The following is a 15,038-nucleotide window of genomic DNA, read 5'->3' on the forward strand; positions in this document are numbered from 1 at the left end:
GAGGCCGGCGAGGGGTATTGACGTTCGTTCGGCTCATTCCATGATTTCCCACGTTTGCTTTTCTCGCGGCCGCGCTCCTGCGCGCCGTTTCCGCCACGCCTGCCTGCCGCTGGCGCTGGCTACCGCCTTCGGCGGCCTGGCCCATGCACAGGAGGCCCCCACGCTCGGCGAAACGGTGGTCACGGCCAACCGCACGCCGCAGGCGCTGTCGGACCTGGTGGGCGACGTGTCCATCGTCGACCGGCAAACCATCGAGCGCAGCGGCGCGACCGGCGTGGCCGACGTTCTCTCGCGCCTGCCCGGCATCGAGATCTCGCGCTCGGGCGGCTTGGGCAACGCCACCAGCCTGTACATCCGCGGCGCGGAAACGCGCTTCACGGCGGTCTACCTCGACGGCGTGCGCATCGACTCGCAATCGACCGGCGGCGCCGGCTGGGAAGGCATTCCGCTCTCGCAGATCGACCGCATCGAAGTGCTGCGCGGCCCGGCCGCCGCGGTCTATGGCTCGGACGCCATCGGCGGCGTGATCCAGCTCTTCACCAGGCGCGGCGAAGAGGGTGTGGCGCCCTACGCGGGCATCGGCTTCGGCAGCAACGGCCTGCGCAAGATCGAAGGCGGCGTGAGCGGCAAGTCGGGCCTGTTCGACTATTCGTTCGGCGTGGCGCATGAAGAAAGCAAGGGCTACAACGTGCAGCCCGCCAACAAGCGCAACGTGGTCAAGGACGGCTACGCCAGCCCCGACCGCGACGGCTACACCAGCACCTCGGGCAACGTGAAGCTGGGCTTCCAGATCTCGCCCGACCAGCGCATCGATGCCACGCTGCTCACCAGCGAGATCAAGGCCGGCTACGACGCCGCCGTGTCCTACAGGACCAGGCCGCCGATCCTGTTTCGCGACGACGAGTCGACCAATACCCTGCGCACCGCCGGCCTGACCTGGTCAGCCAAGTGGAACGACGTCTACAGCACCCGCGTGCAGGTGACCGATTCGCAATCGGTCTACAAGACGCAGCCTTCGTTCTACCGCACCGAAACCAACCTGCGCGGCTACCTGTTCCAGAACGAGTTCCGCTTCGGCCCGCACCTGGTGACGGCCACGCTCGAACGCCGCGAGGACGCACTCGAAAACGCGCCCACCACTACATCCAAGCTGCTGTCGCGCGATCGTTCGCAGGATGCAATTTCGCTCGGCTACGGCTTCGTGCAGGGCCCGCATTCGCTGCAGCTGCACGTGCGCCACGACAAGGACAGCGAGTTCGGCGGCAAGACCACCGGCAGCGCGGCCTACGGCTATGCCATCACGCCATCGCTGCGCTTCACGGCTTCTGCGGGCACGGCCTTCCGCGTGCCCACGCTGTATCAGCGCTTCAGTGAATTCGGCTTGGCCACGCTCAAGCCGGAATCGAGCCGCAACGCCGAGCTGGGCCTGCAGTTCACCGAAGGCGCCACGCAGGCGGGCATCGTCGTCTACAGCAGCCGCGTGCGCAACCTGATCGGGTTCGATGGAACGGCCAAGGGCTGCGCCTCCTCGTTCGGCTGCTACTCGAGCACTGCGCGCGCCCGCTACCAGGGCGTCACGCTGTCGGGCAGCCAGCGCTTGGGCGACGTCACGCTGCGCAGTTCGTTCGACTTCCAGGACCCGCGCGACCTCGCCACCCACAACCTGCTGGCCCGCCGCGCGCAGCGCCACGCCACCCTGGGCGCCGACTGGCGCATTGCCGGCTGGACGCTGGGCGCCGAGGTGCAGACATCGAGCCGCCGCTACGACGATGCAGCCAACAGCGTGAAGCTCGGCGGCTACACCGTGCTGAACCTGTCGGCCTCCACGCAGATCACGCGCGATCTCAACCTCGTGGCGCGCGTCGACAATGTGGGCAACAAGGACTACCAGTACGCGCGGCTGTACGCCAATGCCGGCCGCACTGCGTACGTCGGTCTCAAGTGGACGCCTCACTAAGCCAACCCTCGCCACGAAGCGGCGCCGCCGGTGCCGAGGCGGCCTCGTGCGCCGCCGTGCTGGTGGCTGCCCCGGCCTCGGGGCAGGGCAAGACCACCGTCGCGGCGGCGCTCGCGCGGCTGCATGCGCGCCAGGGCCGCCGGGTGCGCGCTTTCAAGTGCGGGCCCGATTTCCTCGATCCGCACTGGCTGGCGCTGGCCACCGGTGCGCCGGTGCATTCGCTCGACCTCTGGATGACCGGCGAGGCCGATTGCCGGGCGCGCCTGCGCGCCGCAGCGGCCGAATGCGACCTGCTGATCGTCGAAGGCGTGATGGGTCTGTTCGACGGCACGCCCAGCGCGGCCGACCTTGCCGAGCGTTTCGGCCTGCCGGTGCTCGCGGTGATCGATGCGCACGCCATGGCCGGTACCTTCGGCGCGCTGGCCTACGGGCTGCAGAACTTCCGGCCCGGATTGCCGTGGGCTGGCGTGCTGGCAAATCGGGTGGCCAGCGAAAGGCATGCGGGCATGCTGAAGGACGCATTGCGCGAGCCTTCGCAATGGCTCGGCGCCTTGCCGCGCGACGCAGGCTTCACGCTGCCCGAGCGGCACCTGGGCCTCGTTGCCGCCACCGAACTCGGCGATGCGATGGCGCGGCTCGATGCGGCGGCCGATGTGCTGGCCGCCACGCCGCTCGGCCGGATGCAGGCCGGTCAGCTGCCGCAGGTGCGCTTCGAAGCGACTGAACCTGAAGCCGCGATCCCGGCGTTGCTGGCCGGGCGCACCATCGCCATCGCGCGCGATGCGGCGTTCTCGTTCATCTATCCCGCGAACCTCGACGTGCTCACTGCGCTGGGCGCGCGGCTCTCCTTCTTCTCGCCACTCGCATGCGATGCCCTGCCGGCCTGCGATGCCGTCTGGCTGCCCGGCGGCTATCCCGAGCTGCACGCCGAAGCGCTGGCCGCCTGCGCAGCAATGCGCGAATCGCTCGCCGCGCATGCCGCATTGGGCAAGCCGGTCTGGGCCGAGTGCGGCGGCATGATGGCGCTGTTCGACGAACTGGCCACGCAGGACGATGCACAGGTCCACCGTCTCTGGGGCCTGCTGCCCGGCCGCGTGACGATGCAGAAGCGGCTCGCCGGCCTCGGACCCCAGCAGCTCACGCTCGGCAGCGACACCTTGCGCGGCCACACCTTCCACTATTCGCGCTGCGAAACGACGCTCGCGCCTGCCGCCCACACGGCCCGGCCCGGCGCAACGCAGGCCGTGGGCGCGCGCAGCGGCGAGGCGCTGTACGTGCACGGCCCGGTGCGCGCGAGCTATTTCCACGCGTGGTTTGCCTCCAGTCCGCAAGCCACGGCCCGCCTTTTCGGCGCCATGCCCATCGATTTGGAGAGCCATGCCGCAACCGAGTAAGCCGAAGACCGCCGAGCACGAATTCATCCTGGGCGGCCAGAAGAGCGGCAAGTCGCGCCGGGCAGAGCAGCGCGCCATCGACTGGCTCGCCGCCGAGCCTCGCACGCACCGCGCCGTGCTGATCGCCACCGCGCAGGCTTACGACGACGAGATGCTGGAGCGCATCGTGCGCCACCAGGCCGACCGTGCTGAGCGCGTGCCCGGCATGCGCACCATCGAGGAGCCGATCGAACTCGCGCGCGCCGTCGTCACGCAGAGTTCGCCAGAGACGCTGGTCGTGATCGACTGCCTTACGCTATGGCTCACCAACCTGCTGATGCCGATGCCCTCCGAAGACGCTCGGCCCGTGACACGCACCCCGGCAACGCACGTGGCGATGCTGCTGGCCGCGCTGCGCGAGGCGCGCGGGCCGGTGGTACTGGTCGGCAACGAGATCGGATTGGGCGTGATTCCGCTGGGCCGCGAGACGCGCGCCTTCGTCGACGCACTCGGCCGGCTCAACCAGGACGTGGCCGCCGCCTGCGACCGCGTCACGCTGATGGCGGCCGGCCTGCCGCTGAGTCTGAAGGCACCTGCTGCATGAAGAAGATCCGTAGTCCGCTGGCGGCATTCGGCCTCGCCCTTTTCGCCCTGGCCGCGCACGCACTCGACGTGGTCGACGAGCGCGGCGTTTCCGTGAGCCTCCCTCGACCACCGCAGCGCATCGTCTCGCTGCTGCCGGCGCTGACCGAATCGGTCTGCGCGCTCGGCGCCTGCGACCGGCTGGTGGGCGTCGACCGCTACTCCAACTGGCCCGAACAGGTGAGGGCGCTGCCCCAGCTCGGCGGCGGCATCGACCCGAACGTGGAAGCCATCGCCGCGCTCAGGCCCGACGCGGTGCTGCTCGCCAAGTCGTCGCGCGTCACGCAGCGGCTCGAAGCGCTGGGCCTGAAGGTGCTGGTGCTCGAACCCAAGAGCCACGCCGATGTGCAGCGCGTGCTCGACAAGCTCGACCAGGTGCTCGGCACGCATGAAGCGCCCAAGGTTTGGCGCGTGATCGATGCCAGCGTGTCGGCCGCCGCGCAGTCGGTGCCCGCGAGTGCGAAGGGGTTGCGCGTGTATTTCGAAGTGAACAGCGCGCCGTATGCGGCGGGCGAGTCGTCGTTCATCGGCGAGACGCTCAAGCGGCTCGGAGAGAGGAACATCGTGCCGGCATCGCTGGGGCCGTTTCCCAAGCTCAACCCCGAGTACGTGGTGCGCGCGAATCCCGACCTCATCATGGTCAGCGTGCGCAGTGCGCAGGGGCTGGAGCAGCGCCCCGGCTGGGCCGGCATCCGCGCGGTGCGCGAAGGCCGCATCTGCCGCTTCGACGCTGCGCAATCCGACGTGCTCGTGCGCCCCGGCCCGCGCATGGACGAGGCTGCGCGCCTGATGGCGCAGTGCCTGAGCGACAAGGGCGGCAAGCGGTGAACGCGGCGCTCAGGCATACGGCCCACCTGCGCCGCGTCTTGCTGCTCGGCGCGGGCCTGCTGGTACTCGGCGCCGCGCTGATGGTGCTGGGGCTGGGCATCGGCAGCACCGGTTTCGAAAGCCTGTTCGCGGCGCGGCACGACCCGGTGGCGCTGCAGATCGTGTGGGAGATCCGCCTGCCGCGCACGCTCGGTGCATGGCTGGCCGGCGCGCTGCTGGGGCTGGCGGGTGCGGTCGCGCAGGGGCTGTTCCGCAACCCGCTGGCCGATCCGTACCTGCTGGGCAGTGCCTCGGGCGCTTCGCTCGGCGTGGCACTGGCGCTGCTGATGTTCGGCGGCTCGGCCGCCAGCGCTCAGTGGGTGATGCGGCTCGGGCTAACGGGCGCGGCCTTCCTCGGTGCGGTGCTGGCGGTGATGCTCACGCTGATGTTGGCGCGCGGCGTGCAGCAGACGCTGCGGCTGCTGCTGGCCGGCGTGATCGTCGGCGTGGTGCTCGGCGCCGCGAAAGACCTCATCACCATCGCCTCGGCCGACATCCTCCAGGCCATCCAGGGCTTCATCCTGGGCAGCACCGGCCTCGTCGGCTGGAGCGCCTGCGCGGTGATGGCCATGGTCGGCGCGGTCTGCCTGCTGCTGGCCTGGGCGCTGGCGCCGGTGCTCGACGGGCTCGCGCTCGGCGAGGCCACGGCGCGCAGCCTGGGCCTGCCGCTCGGCGCGATGCGCGCGGCGCTGGTGGTGGTGCTGGCGTTGGCCACGGGTGCGGCGGTGGCGCAGACCGGGTTGATCGCCTTCGTCGGCCTGGCCGCGCCGCACCTCGTACGCTCGGTCGTCAAGACCACGCACGCGCGGTTGATCGTGCTGTCGGCGCTGATGGGCGGCTTGCTGCTGATGGCGGCCGACCTGCTGGCGCGCTGGCTGATCGCGCCGCAGGAACTGCCGGTGGGCGTGCTCACGGCGGTGCTGGGCGGCAGCTACCTGCTGTGGCTGATGCACCGGCGCGGCGCGCGGAGTGGCGTGGCATGAGCGAGCGGCACATACCCGCCCTCGAAGCACGCCGCGTGAGCGCTACGCTGGGCGCTACCGAGGTGCTGCACGACATCGACCTGCAGCTGTCCACCGCCCGCTGGACCAGCATCGTCGGCCCGAACGGCGCGGGCAAGTCGACGCTGCTCAAGGCGCTCGCGGGCCTGCTCGCACACCGCGGCGAGGTGCGGCTCTTCGGCGAGGCGCAGGGCAAGGTGCCGGCGCGCATCCGCGCCCAGCGCCTCTCGTGGCTGGGCCAGAGCGGCACGGGCGAGGGCAGCGCCGACGACCTGATGGTCTACGACGTCGCCATGCTCGGCCGCTTGCCGCACCAACGCTGGCTGGCTGCGCCCAGTACCGCCGACCGCGAGGCCGTGGAGCGTGCCCTGCGCAGCACGCAGGCCTGGGACTGGCGCGATCGTCCGCTGGGCCAGCTTTCCGGCGGCGAGCGCCAGCGCGTGCTGCTGGCGCGCGCGCTCGCGGTCGAGGCCGAACTGCTGCTGATGGACGAGCCGCTCGCCAACCTCGACCCGCCGCACCAGGCCGACTGGATGCAGACTGCGCGCGCGCTCGTGGCCGGCGGCAAGACCGTGGTCAGCGTGCTGCACGAGCTGCCGATGGCACTGGCCGCCGACGAGCTCGTCGTGATGGACCGCGGCCGCGTGGTTCATCATGGCGGCTGCGGCGACCCTATCACTCACGCCGCACTGGAACAGGTGTTCGACCACCGCATCCGCGTGCACCGGGTGGCGGACCAGTGGATTGCGTTGCCGCTATGACGTGCGTTGTGTTCTTTGCGCGTTGTTCGGGGTGCGCACACACCCCGAGACAGCAGCCCCGAAACTGACAAGAGAACCCATGCAAATAGAAACCCCTCCCAGCGAGAAGCCCTACGAGAAGCCCGACGGCGAACGCCGCGGACTCGTCATCGTCAACACCGGCGACGGCAAGGGCAAGAGCACCGCGGCCTTCGGCCTCGCGCTGCGCGCGCACGGCCGCGGCAAGGCCGTGAAGATCTACCAGTTCATGAAGGTGCCATCGGCGCGCTTCGGCGAGCATCGCATGTTCGAGCAGATCGGCATTCCGATCGAAGGCCTCGGCGACGGCTTCAGCTGGAAGAGCCAGGACCTCGAACGTTCGGGCCAGCTCGCGCGCGACGGCTGGGAAAAGGCCAGGGCGGCGATCCTGTCGGGCGAACACTTCCTCGTGGTGCTCGACGAAATCACCTACCCGCTGATCTATGGCTGGCTGCCGCTCGAAGGCGTGCTCGAAGCATTGCGAGCGCGGCCCAAGCATGTTCATGTGGTGCTCACGGGGCGGCGCTGCCCGCCGGAGATCGTCGAGCTGGCCGATACCGTGACCGAGATGACGCTGGTGAAGCACGCCTTCAAGGCGGGCATCCCAGCGCAGCGCGGCATCGAGGACTGAGGTGAATAGCTGTCGTCGTCGTCGTTCGGGGCGTGATCACGCCGACGGGGTACCTTGCTCCGCGAATGTCCCCCGGCCTGCGGCCTCCTCCTTTATTTCGCTGCGCAAGGCACCCCATCGGCGTGATCGATCAGCAGAGCGGTTGAACTGCCGGCATGAGCAGAGCGCCCATCGTGCACAGGGCACCGGGTGCTCCCCGCAGCGAAATAAAGGAGGAGGCGAAGCCGGGGGACATTCGCGGAGGGGAGTACCCGGTGGCCTGTGCACGCACCCCGAATGACGCATCACGCTTTCCAAAACGACGAGGCGCAGGCCGTCTACCGTGCCATCCACGAACGCCGCGACATGCGCCACTTCGCAGGCGGGCAGGTCGAGCCCGAAGTGCTGCGTCGGCTGCTCGATGCGGCACACCACGCGCCCAGCGTCGGCTTCATGCAGCCCTGGCGTTTCATTCGCATTCGCGGCGATGCGCTGCGCCAGGAATTGCACCGCGTCGTCGAACAGGAGCGCGTGCTCACGGCCCGTGCCCTGGGCGAGCGTGAAGACGAATTCATGCGCCTCAAGGTGCAGGGCCTGCTCGACGCCGCCGAACTGCTGGCGGTGACGCTGGTCGACGGCCGCGAGAAGCATGTGTTCGGCCGCCGCACGCTGCCGCAGATGGACCTGGCTTCGGCCTCGTGCGCCATCCAGAACCTCTGGCTCGCGGCGCGTGCCGAGGGGCTGGGCATGGGCTGGGTGTCGCTGTTCGATCCGGCCGAGGTGTCGGTGCTGCTCGGCCTGCCCGAAGGCGCCGAGCCCATTGCGCTGCTGTGCCTGGGCCCCGTGCACGGCTTCTACGAAGAGCCGATGTTGCAGCGCGAACGCTGGGCGAAGCGCGAGCCGCTCGCTTCGCTGGTGTTCGACGAAGGCTGGGGCCGGCCTTCGGACCTTTTCGATCAACCGCCTGCCGTGGAGCCTATCTGATGCTGGCCTTCGATACCGTTCTCTTCGAGCTTGCGCGCCTGTTCCTCTGGCCGGTGACGCTGGGCGTGCTGCTGTCTTTCGTCTATGCCGTGTACTGCCTCGGCGCGTTCGGCATCGAGTATCTGCAGCGGCTTCGCGACCCGTCGCGCGCGCTGGTGCTGCAGCGCCACGCGCAGGCCAGCCAGGAGCAGATGGAGCTGGTCGTGCTCAAGCAGCTCGAAGGCGTGCGCCTTTGCAGCCGCGTGGCGCCGATGCTGGGGCTGATCGCCACCATGATCCCGATGGGCCCCGCGCTCGTGGCTGTGGCCTCGGGCGAATCGCAGGGCGTGGCGCAGAGCCTGGCGCCCGCGTTCGCGAGCGTGATCGTGGCGCTGGCCTCGGCCTCGATCGCCTTCGTGGTCTACACCGTGCGCCGCCGCTGGCTTATGCGCGAGCTGGTGACGGTGCTCGACGCGCGGGACCGGCTGTCATGAGCAGTCGTCGCCAGTTTTCCATACTGAGCAGCCTGGACAGCGACGACGACGACCCGGTGCTCTCGACCATCAACCTGATCGACGTGTTCATGGTGGTGATCGGCATGCTGATGATCGCGGTCATCAACAACCCGATGAACCCTTTCGCGCAGGACAAGGTGACGATCATCCGCAACGAAGGCCAGCCGAACATGGAGATCGTCACGCGCGAGGGCCGCAAGATCACGCGCTTCAAGGCCAGCGGCGCGACGGGGCAGGGCGACGGCGAGAAGGCCGGCACGGCATGGCGGCTCAAGGACGGCACGATGGTTTATGTGCCGGCCGATGCGGTGCCGGCGCAGGACGGGAAGTGACGCGATTCTTCTTCTGGTTGTTGATGGTGGGGCTGGGCGTCTTTTCGCCGGCCCAGGCGCAGCAGGCTCCTTCCCGCGTCGTGGTGCTGAGCACGTCGCTGGTGTCCCCGGCGCGCGTGGTGAGGTTGCGGGCCGCGGCGCGCGAGGCGGGGCTGCCGCTGCAGGTGGTGTCGGCGTCGCAGGACTCGCCCGGGACGCTGGCCGCTGCGCTCGAAGGCGCGCGTTTGCTCGTCGTCGATGCGCCGCATATCAGCGTAGCGCAAGCTGCCGCTGCACGCTTCGGCGACACGATTGCGCAGAGCGCCGCGCCGTATGTGCTGATCGACGAGTTCGCGCTGGTGGCCAAGGGGCAGACCTCCGCCGCCGCGCCGCTGCTGGCCGAACGCGGTGTCGATGCGGCGTGGGCGCAGCGGGTGCGCGAGTACTGGCGCTTTGCCGGTACCGCCAACCTCGACGCGGCAATGAAGGCACTGGCGCAGCCCGGCAATCTCGCTGGCCTGCCCGATGCCGTGCCGCTGCCGCTGGCCGGCCTCTATCACCCGGCCTGGCCCCGTATCGAAACCGAGATCGCCGCCATCGAACGGCTGCCCGGCAGCGGCACGGTCGCCATCGCCGTCAACAGCGCCACCGTGACGGGCGACGACACCGGCTGGCTCGACGCGCTGATCGCCTCGCTCGAACGGCGTGGCATGCGCGCCTATGCCTTCTACGGCCCGCGCCAGCAGAAAGACCTGTTCTTCCGCATGACGCACGCCGGTGAACGGCGCGTGGCCGATGCGATCGTCAATGCCTCGCTGGTGTTCAGCCCCAACGAGCGCAAGGCCGAGCTCGAGCGCATCGGCGTGCCGGTCCTGCAGACGCTGCCCTCGCTGGCGATGGATGCCGCGCAATGGGCGCAGAGCAAAGACGGCCTCTCGCAAACCGACATCGCTGCGTACTACAGCCCGAGCGAGCTGGCAGGCATGACCGACCCGATGCTCGTCAGCGCCCGCGATGCCGCGGCCGGCACGCTGCAGCCGCTGCCCGCGCAGATCGACGCCGTGGCCGACAAGGCCGCCGTGCTGCTGCGCCTGCAGCGCACGCCGGCTGCGGACCGCCGCGTGGCGATGCTGGTCTACAACTATCCGCCGGGCGAGGCGAACTTCGGCGCGTCCTTTCTCAACGTGCCGCGCAGCGTGAGCAACATGCTCGCGGCAATGAAGTCGGCCGGCTACCGCACCGAGCAGCCGGGCGCCGACGCGCTGATCGCGCAGGTGCAGGCCGCGATGAAGGCCTACTACCCGACGGGGCAGGGCGACGAACTGCAGCCGCTGCTCGACAGGAACCTTGCCGACGCGATGCCGCTGTCGCGCTACCTCGCCTGGTTTCGCGCGCTGCCCGTGGAGACGCAGCGCCGCATCGAAACCTACTGGGGCCCGCCCGAAAAATCGACCATGCTGCGCCCCGTTGCCGGCGAGCCGGCCTTCGTGATTCCGCGCGTCCAGTTCGGCAACGTCGTCGTGCTGCGTCAGCCGCCGCGCTTCGAGCCCGGCACGCAGGTGGCGGGCAAGGCCGAGCAGGTCTACCACCGCTCGGCCGTGCCGCTGAGCCACAGCTACCTCGCCACCTACCTCTGGCTGCGCACGCAGTTCGGCGCCGGCGCCGTGGTGCACGTGGGCACGCACGGCACGCTCGAATGGTCGGCGGGCAAGGAGCGCGGGCTGTCGGTGCAGGACGATCCGCTGCTCGCGTTGGGCGATCTGCCGAACGTCTATCCGTTCATCATGGACAACCTCGGCGAAGCCACCACCGCCAAGCGCCGCGGCCGCGCGACGATGGTGAGCCATTCGACACCGATGTTCGCGCCCGCCGGCTTCCGGCCCGGCGTGCAGGAAATGCACGAGCGTATGCACGACTGGGAAACGCTGTCGCCCGGCCCTGTGAAGACCGCGATGGAAAAGCAGCTGGCGGCCGAGTTCGTCGAACAGCACTACGACCGCGACCTCGGCTGGACGCCCGCGCGCATTCGCGCGGACTTCGCGGGTTTCGTCGCCGTGCTGCATCCGTACCTCGACGAACTCGCGCAGACCGCGCAGCCGTTGGGCCTCGCGACCTTCGGTCAGGCGCCCGATGCGCAGCGCCGCCGCATGACCATCCTGCAGATTCTCGGCAAGCCGCTGGTCGAGGCGCTCGGCGAAGACATCGACGAGGCCTTCCTGATCGATGCGAAGCGCATCGCCGATTCGCGCCCCACGCGCTGGGTCGAGCTTGCGCTTGTCGATGCGCAGACTGCGAGCGCCATGGGAAAGACCGTCGCCGGGAAGCAAAGTCTTCTGCTGCTGGCCGAGCGCGCGCAGAAGCTCGACGCCGTGCTCGCGCACAACGAGGAAATCGAAGGCCTGCTGACCGCGCTCGATGGGCGCTACCTGAAATCGAGCTACGGCGGCGACCCGGTGCGCAACCCGGACAGCCTGCCGACCGGCCGCAACCTCTACGGCTTCGACCCGAGCCGCATGCCGACACGCGCGGCGTGGGAGACGGGCGTGGCCGCCATGGACGCGTGGATCGCCGAACACGCGAAGTCCCATGCCGGCAAGCCGCCGGAAAAGATCGCCTTCACGCTCTGGGCCGGCGAGGCCTCGCGCCACCAGGGCGTGCTGGAAAGCCAGGCCTTCTACGCCATGGGCGTGAAGCCGCGCTGGGACGAGGGCGGGCGCATGGCGGGCATCGAGGTGATTCCCGCGCCGGTGCTGAAGCGGCCGCGCATCGATGTGCTGATCAGTGTCACCGGCTCCTACCGCGACCAGTTTGCCAACGCGATGCGTTGGCTCGATGAGGCCGTGCAGCAGGTGGCGGCCCTGCACGAATCGGGCAACGCCGTGGCGCAGCACAGCGAGGCACTGGCACGCAAGCTCCGCGCGGAAGGCGCGACAGCACAAGAGGCGCAGCGCTGGTCGACGGCGCGCGTGTTCTCGAACGAGCAGGGCAGCTACGGCGCCGGGCTGGAGGAAGCCGCGCTTGCGAGCGACGTGTGGGCGAGCCAGCAACGCGGCGGCGGCGACGCGCAGATGGCGCAGCTCTACATGGACCGCATGGGCCACGCCTACGGCAAGGGCCTCGACGGCGCCGCGCGGCCTGGCGCCTATGCGGGCAATCTCATGCAGGTCGACGCGGCGTTGATGGCGCGCAGTTCCAACCTCTACGGCGTGCTGACCAACGACGATCCGTTCCAGTACCTCGGCGGCATCGCGCAGGCGGTGCGCCAGCTCACCGGCAAGGACCCGGCCCTGTACGTGCAGAACCTGCGCGACAGCGGCGCGGTGCGCACCGACACGGCCGCAGGCGCCATCGCGCGCGAGATGCAGACCCGCTACCTGCACCCGCAATGGGTCGAGGCGCAGAAGGCCGAGGGCTACAGCGGCACGCTGCAGGTGCTGAAGACCGCGCAGTTCCTCTGGGGCTGGCAGGTCACGGCGCCGCAGGCCGTGCGGCAGGACCAGTGGCAGTCGCTGCACGACGTGTACGTGCGCGACAGATACAAGCTGGGCACGCGCGAATGGCTGGAAGGCGACAACCGCGCAGCCTTCGCGCAGACGCTGGAGCGCATGCTCGATGCGGTGCGGCTGAATTACTGGAAGCCGGATGCGGCCACACGGCGCGAGCTGGCGCGGGCCTATGAGGAGGCGGTGCGCACGACCGGGCTGCGCGAGCGCAATGCGGGTGTGCAGCGGTTCGCGCAGGCGGAGCTGTCGCCGCCTGCGGCTTCGCACGAGCCGAGCGCGCTGGTCGAGCCCGTGGTCGTGGCTGCACCAGCGTCGGCGCCGGTGCAAATACCGGCGACTGGGCCTGCACCCGATAGTCCCCAGCCCGTCAGCGGCCTCAAGCTCGAACCCACGCCAGCCGACGCGCCATCGCCCAAGGCCGAGACAGTCGTCCTTCGGCTCAGGGTCGCGTTGGGCGCTGCACTGCTTGTCGCACTCGGCGCGCTGATGCAGTGGCGCCGGGGCAGGGCGCCTGCCTGATTCGCGAGAATGGCGGCTCTCATGCCCTATCTGAATCCCGAGCACGCCATCGTGGCCACCGCCGCGCTGTGGCTCGCGCTGGCCATCGACCATTGGCTGGGCGAGCCGCCTGCACGCCTGCATCCCGTCGTGTGGATGGGGCGCTACCTCGGCTGGGTCGGTTCGAGCGTTGCACCGCATGCGTACCGGGCGAAGCCGGTGGATCTGCCGATGTTCTTCATCGGCGCGCTGACGTGGTGCGTGGGCGCGGCGGCCGCGTGGGGTGTCGCCATGGCCATGCAGGCATTCATCGCGCTGTCGCTGCCCGCATGGGCCGGCGCGTTGCTGCTGGGCCTGCTGCTCAAGCCGCTTTTCGCCTGGCGCATGCTGCGCGACGAAGTGCTCGCGGTCGAGGCGGCGTTGAGCGTGTCGATCGATGCCGGACGCAAGCAACTGGCACGACTGGTGAGCCGCGATGTCTCCCGGCTCAGTGAGCGAGAAGTGCGCGAAAGCGCCATCGAATCGCTCGCCGAAAACCTCAACGACTCGCTCGTGGCCCCGGTGTTCTGGTTCGTGCTGCTCGGCCTGCCGGGCGCGGCGCTCTACCGTTTCGCCAACACGGCCGATGCGATGTGGGGCTACCGCGGCGAGCGCAACGGCCGCGACTGGACATGGTTCGGCAAATGGGCCGCGCGCGCGGACGATCTGTTCTCGTGGATCCCGGCACGCATCACCGTGGGGCTGCTGGCGCTGGCGGCGTGGCGCTGGCCCACGGGGCTGTCCGGCGAGGCGCGACGCACGCCGTCGCCCAACAGCGGCTGGCCGATGGCGACGATGGCGCTGCTGCTCGGTGTGCGGCTGGCCAAGCCGGGCGTGTATGCGCTGAATGCCGAGGGGCGTGCGCCTTCGGCGGCGGATATGCAACGCACTGCGCAACTGGGCGGACGCGCCGCCGCAGCGCTGGGCGTGTTCGCGTCGCTGGCCATCGCGGCAACGACCGGCTGGAGGTGGGTATGAGCGCGGTCCTGCACGGCGGCCCCGATGCATCCGGTGCCGCGCCGCACGACTTCTCGACCAATGGCAATGCCGTGGGCGCGTGCCCGGCCGTGTTGTCCGCGTTGCGCGTCGTCGACGCCGCTTGCTATCCGGACCCGCAGTACACGGCACTTCGAAGCAGGCTTGCGGACTTTCATGGTGCAAAGGCCGCACGCATAGTCATCGCGGCGAGCGCGAGCGAGTTCATTCATCGCATCAGCGCCGCTGTCGCACAAGGCGGCGGTCGTTGCGTCTGGCTGCCGGCGCACAGCTATGGCGACTATGAGCGTGCGGCGCAGGCCTGGGTTTTGCAAACGATTCGCGCACCTCAGGCGTACACCGACGCTGCGCTGCGCTGGTGCTGTGAACCGTCGAGCCCGCTGGGGCAGCCGCAAGCCGATCTGCCGCAGCTGGCTGCGAGCCCGGGTGGCGCATGTGTGCTCGACCTGGCCTATGAGCCGTTGCGCCTCGAAGGCCAGGCTTCGCTCGACGCCACTCAGCGCGACCGCCTCTGGCAGCTGTGGACACCGAACAAGGCCATGGGCCTGACAGGCATCCGCGCCGCCTACGCGATCGCCCCTGAAGACGCCGATGCGAGCCTCGTGCAACGCATCGAACGGCTGGCCCCTTCATGGCCGCTGGGCACGCACGGCGTGGCGATGCTTGAGGCCTGGACCGGCGACGAAGCGCAACGCTGGCTGGCCCAAAGCCTGCAGACCCTGAGGGACTGGAAAACCCGACAACGCGCGGTCTGCGAATCGCTCGGCTGGCAATGCCTCCCGAGCGACGCCAACTTCTTCTGCGCACGTACCGACCGTCCGTACACAGACGTGGCCGCCGCGCTGCGCGCCGAAGGCATCAAGCTGCGCGACTGCACCTCCTTCGGCCTGCCTGGCCACGTGCGCCTCGGCGTATTGCCCCCGGCCAGCCAGCAGGCGCTGAAGCAGGCCTGGACAAACACGTCCTGACCACATACACCCGCGA

Annotated in this window: 13 protein-coding genes; all 13 read left to right on the plus strand. The window is 69.6% G+C overall.

What is annotated here, in order from left to right; translation table 11 throughout:
- Nucleotides 1-40 precede the first annotated feature (40 nt).
- A complete protein-coding gene (locus ACCD11_RS11095; protein WP_413313878.1) occupies nucleotides 41-1,957 on the plus strand; it encodes a TonB-dependent receptor domain-containing protein in 1,917 nt (638 codons plus the stop codon).
- Nucleotides 1,942-3,351 carry a cobyrinate a,c-diamide synthase gene (locus ACCD11_RS11100; RefSeq protein ID WP_413313880.1) on the plus strand — a complete coding sequence of 470 codons (1,410 nt, stop codon included), beginning with the start codon at nucleotides 1,942-1,944 and terminating at the stop codon, nucleotides 3,349-3,351. The genes ACCD11_RS11095 and ACCD11_RS11100 overlap by 16 nt, the downstream gene beginning before the upstream one ends.
- Nucleotides 3,335-3,934, plus strand: coding sequence for a bifunctional adenosylcobinamide kinase/adenosylcobinamide-phosphate guanylyltransferase (locus tag ACCD11_RS11105; protein ID WP_413313881.1), 600 nt, complete (start codon nucleotides 3,335-3,337; stop codon nucleotides 3,932-3,934). The genes ACCD11_RS11100 and ACCD11_RS11105 overlap by 17 nt, the downstream gene beginning before the upstream one ends.
- The gene (locus tag ACCD11_RS11110; RefSeq protein ID WP_413313882.1) at nucleotides 3,931-4,800 is read left to right on the plus strand and encodes an ABC transporter substrate-binding protein; all 870 of its coding nucleotides are present in this window, start codon (nucleotides 3,931-3,933) and stop codon (nucleotides 4,798-4,800) included. Before ACCD11_RS11105 ends, ACCD11_RS11110 begins: the two co-directional genes overlap by 4 nt.
- Nucleotides 4,797-5,822: a FecCD family ABC transporter permease gene (locus ACCD11_RS11115; RefSeq protein ID WP_413313883.1), complete on the plus strand. Its 1,026-nt coding sequence runs from the start codon at nucleotides 4,797-4,799 to the stop codon at nucleotides 5,820-5,822. Before ACCD11_RS11110 ends, ACCD11_RS11115 begins: the two co-directional genes overlap by 4 nt.
- Entirely contained in the window at nucleotides 5,819-6,601 is a 783-nt protein-coding gene (locus ACCD11_RS11120) for an ABC transporter ATP-binding protein (protein ID WP_413313884.1), read from the plus strand. Before ACCD11_RS11115 ends, ACCD11_RS11120 begins: the two co-directional genes overlap by 4 nt.
- A 79-nt stretch (nucleotides 6,602-6,680) precedes the next feature.
- Nucleotides 6,681-7,250, plus strand: coding sequence for a cob(I)yrinic acid a,c-diamide adenosyltransferase (gene cobO / locus ACCD11_RS11125; protein ID WP_413313885.1), 570 nt, complete (start codon nucleotides 6,681-6,683; stop codon nucleotides 7,248-7,250).
- A 276-nt stretch (nucleotides 7,251-7,526) separates the two neighbouring features.
- Nucleotides 7,527-8,213, plus strand: a complete 687-nt coding sequence (bluB, locus tag ACCD11_RS11130; RefSeq protein WP_413313886.1) for a 5,6-dimethylbenzimidazole synthase — start codon at nucleotides 7,527-7,529, stop codon at nucleotides 8,211-8,213.
- Nucleotides 8,213-8,686 (plus strand): MotA/TolQ/ExbB proton channel family protein, encoded by a 474-nt coding sequence (locus ACCD11_RS11135; protein ID WP_413313887.1) that lies wholly within the window; start codon nucleotides 8,213-8,215, stop codon nucleotides 8,684-8,686. Before bluB ends, ACCD11_RS11135 begins: the two co-directional genes overlap by 1 nt.
- A complete protein-coding gene (locus tag ACCD11_RS11140; RefSeq protein ID WP_007837075.1) occupies nucleotides 8,683-9,039 on the plus strand; it encodes a DUF2149 domain-containing protein in 357 nt (118 codons plus the stop codon). The genes ACCD11_RS11135 and ACCD11_RS11140 overlap by 4 nt, the downstream gene beginning before the upstream one ends.
- Nucleotides 9,036-13,040, plus strand: coding sequence for a cobaltochelatase subunit CobN (gene cobN / locus ACCD11_RS11145; RefSeq protein WP_413313888.1), 4,005 nt, complete (start codon nucleotides 9,036-9,038; stop codon nucleotides 13,038-13,040). The genes ACCD11_RS11140 and cobN overlap by 4 nt, the downstream gene beginning before the upstream one ends.
- Before the next feature lie 21 nt (nucleotides 13,041-13,061).
- Nucleotides 13,062-14,036 carry an adenosylcobinamide-phosphate synthase CbiB gene (cbiB, locus tag ACCD11_RS11150; protein ID WP_413313889.1) on the plus strand — a complete coding sequence of 325 codons (975 nt, stop codon included), beginning with the start codon at nucleotides 13,062-13,064 and terminating at the stop codon, nucleotides 14,034-14,036.
- Nucleotides 14,033-15,022, plus strand: coding sequence for an aminotransferase class I/II-fold pyridoxal phosphate-dependent enzyme (locus ACCD11_RS11155; protein ID WP_413313890.1), 990 nt, complete (start codon nucleotides 14,033-14,035; stop codon nucleotides 15,020-15,022). The genes cbiB and ACCD11_RS11155 overlap by 4 nt, the downstream gene beginning before the upstream one ends.
- The last annotated feature ends 16 nt before the right edge of the window (nucleotides 15,023-15,038 follow it).

It is taken from the genome of Variovorax sp. Varisp36, from assembly GCF_047304235.1.
Taxonomy (GTDB): Bacteria; Pseudomonadota; Gammaproteobacteria; order Burkholderiales; family Burkholderiaceae_C; genus Variovorax.

What these genes read in the sequence shown, in the direction of transcription:
- ACCD11_RS11095 (WP_413313878.1), top strand. Translation starts at nt 41, where the DNA reads ATGATTTCCCACGTTTGCTTTTCTCGCGGCCGCGCTCCTGCGCGCCGT.
- ACCD11_RS11105 (WP_413313881.1), top strand. Translation starts at nt 3,335, where the DNA reads ATGCCGCAACCGAGTAAGCCGAAGACCGCCGAGCACGAATTCATCCTG.
- ACCD11_RS11110 (WP_413313882.1), top strand. Translation starts at nt 3,931, where the DNA reads ATGAAGAAGATCCGTAGTCCGCTGGCGGCATTCGGCCTCGCCCTTTTC.
- ACCD11_RS11120 (WP_413313884.1), top strand. Translation starts at nt 5,819, where the DNA reads ATGAGCGAGCGGCACATACCCGCCCTCGAAGCACGCCGCGTGAGCGCT.
- cobO (WP_413313885.1), top strand. Translation starts at nt 6,681, where the DNA reads ATGCAAATAGAAACCCCTCCCAGCGAGAAGCCCTACGAGAAGCCCGAC.
- bluB (WP_413313886.1), top strand. Translation starts at nt 7,527, where the DNA reads ATGACGCATCACGCTTTCCAAAACGACGAGGCGCAGGCCGTCTACCGT.
- ACCD11_RS11135 (WP_413313887.1), top strand. Translation starts at nt 8,213, where the DNA reads ATGCTGGCCTTCGATACCGTTCTCTTCGAGCTTGCGCGCCTGTTCCTC.
- ACCD11_RS11140 (WP_007837075.1), top strand. Translation starts at nt 8,683, where the DNA reads ATGAGCAGTCGTCGCCAGTTTTCCATACTGAGCAGCCTGGACAGCGAC.
- cbiB (WP_413313889.1), top strand. Translation starts at nt 13,062, where the DNA reads ATGCCCTATCTGAATCCCGAGCACGCCATCGTGGCCACCGCCGCGCTG.
- ACCD11_RS11155 (WP_413313890.1), top strand. Translation starts at nt 14,033, where the DNA reads ATGAGCGCGGTCCTGCACGGCGGCCCCGATGCATCCGGTGCCGCGCCG.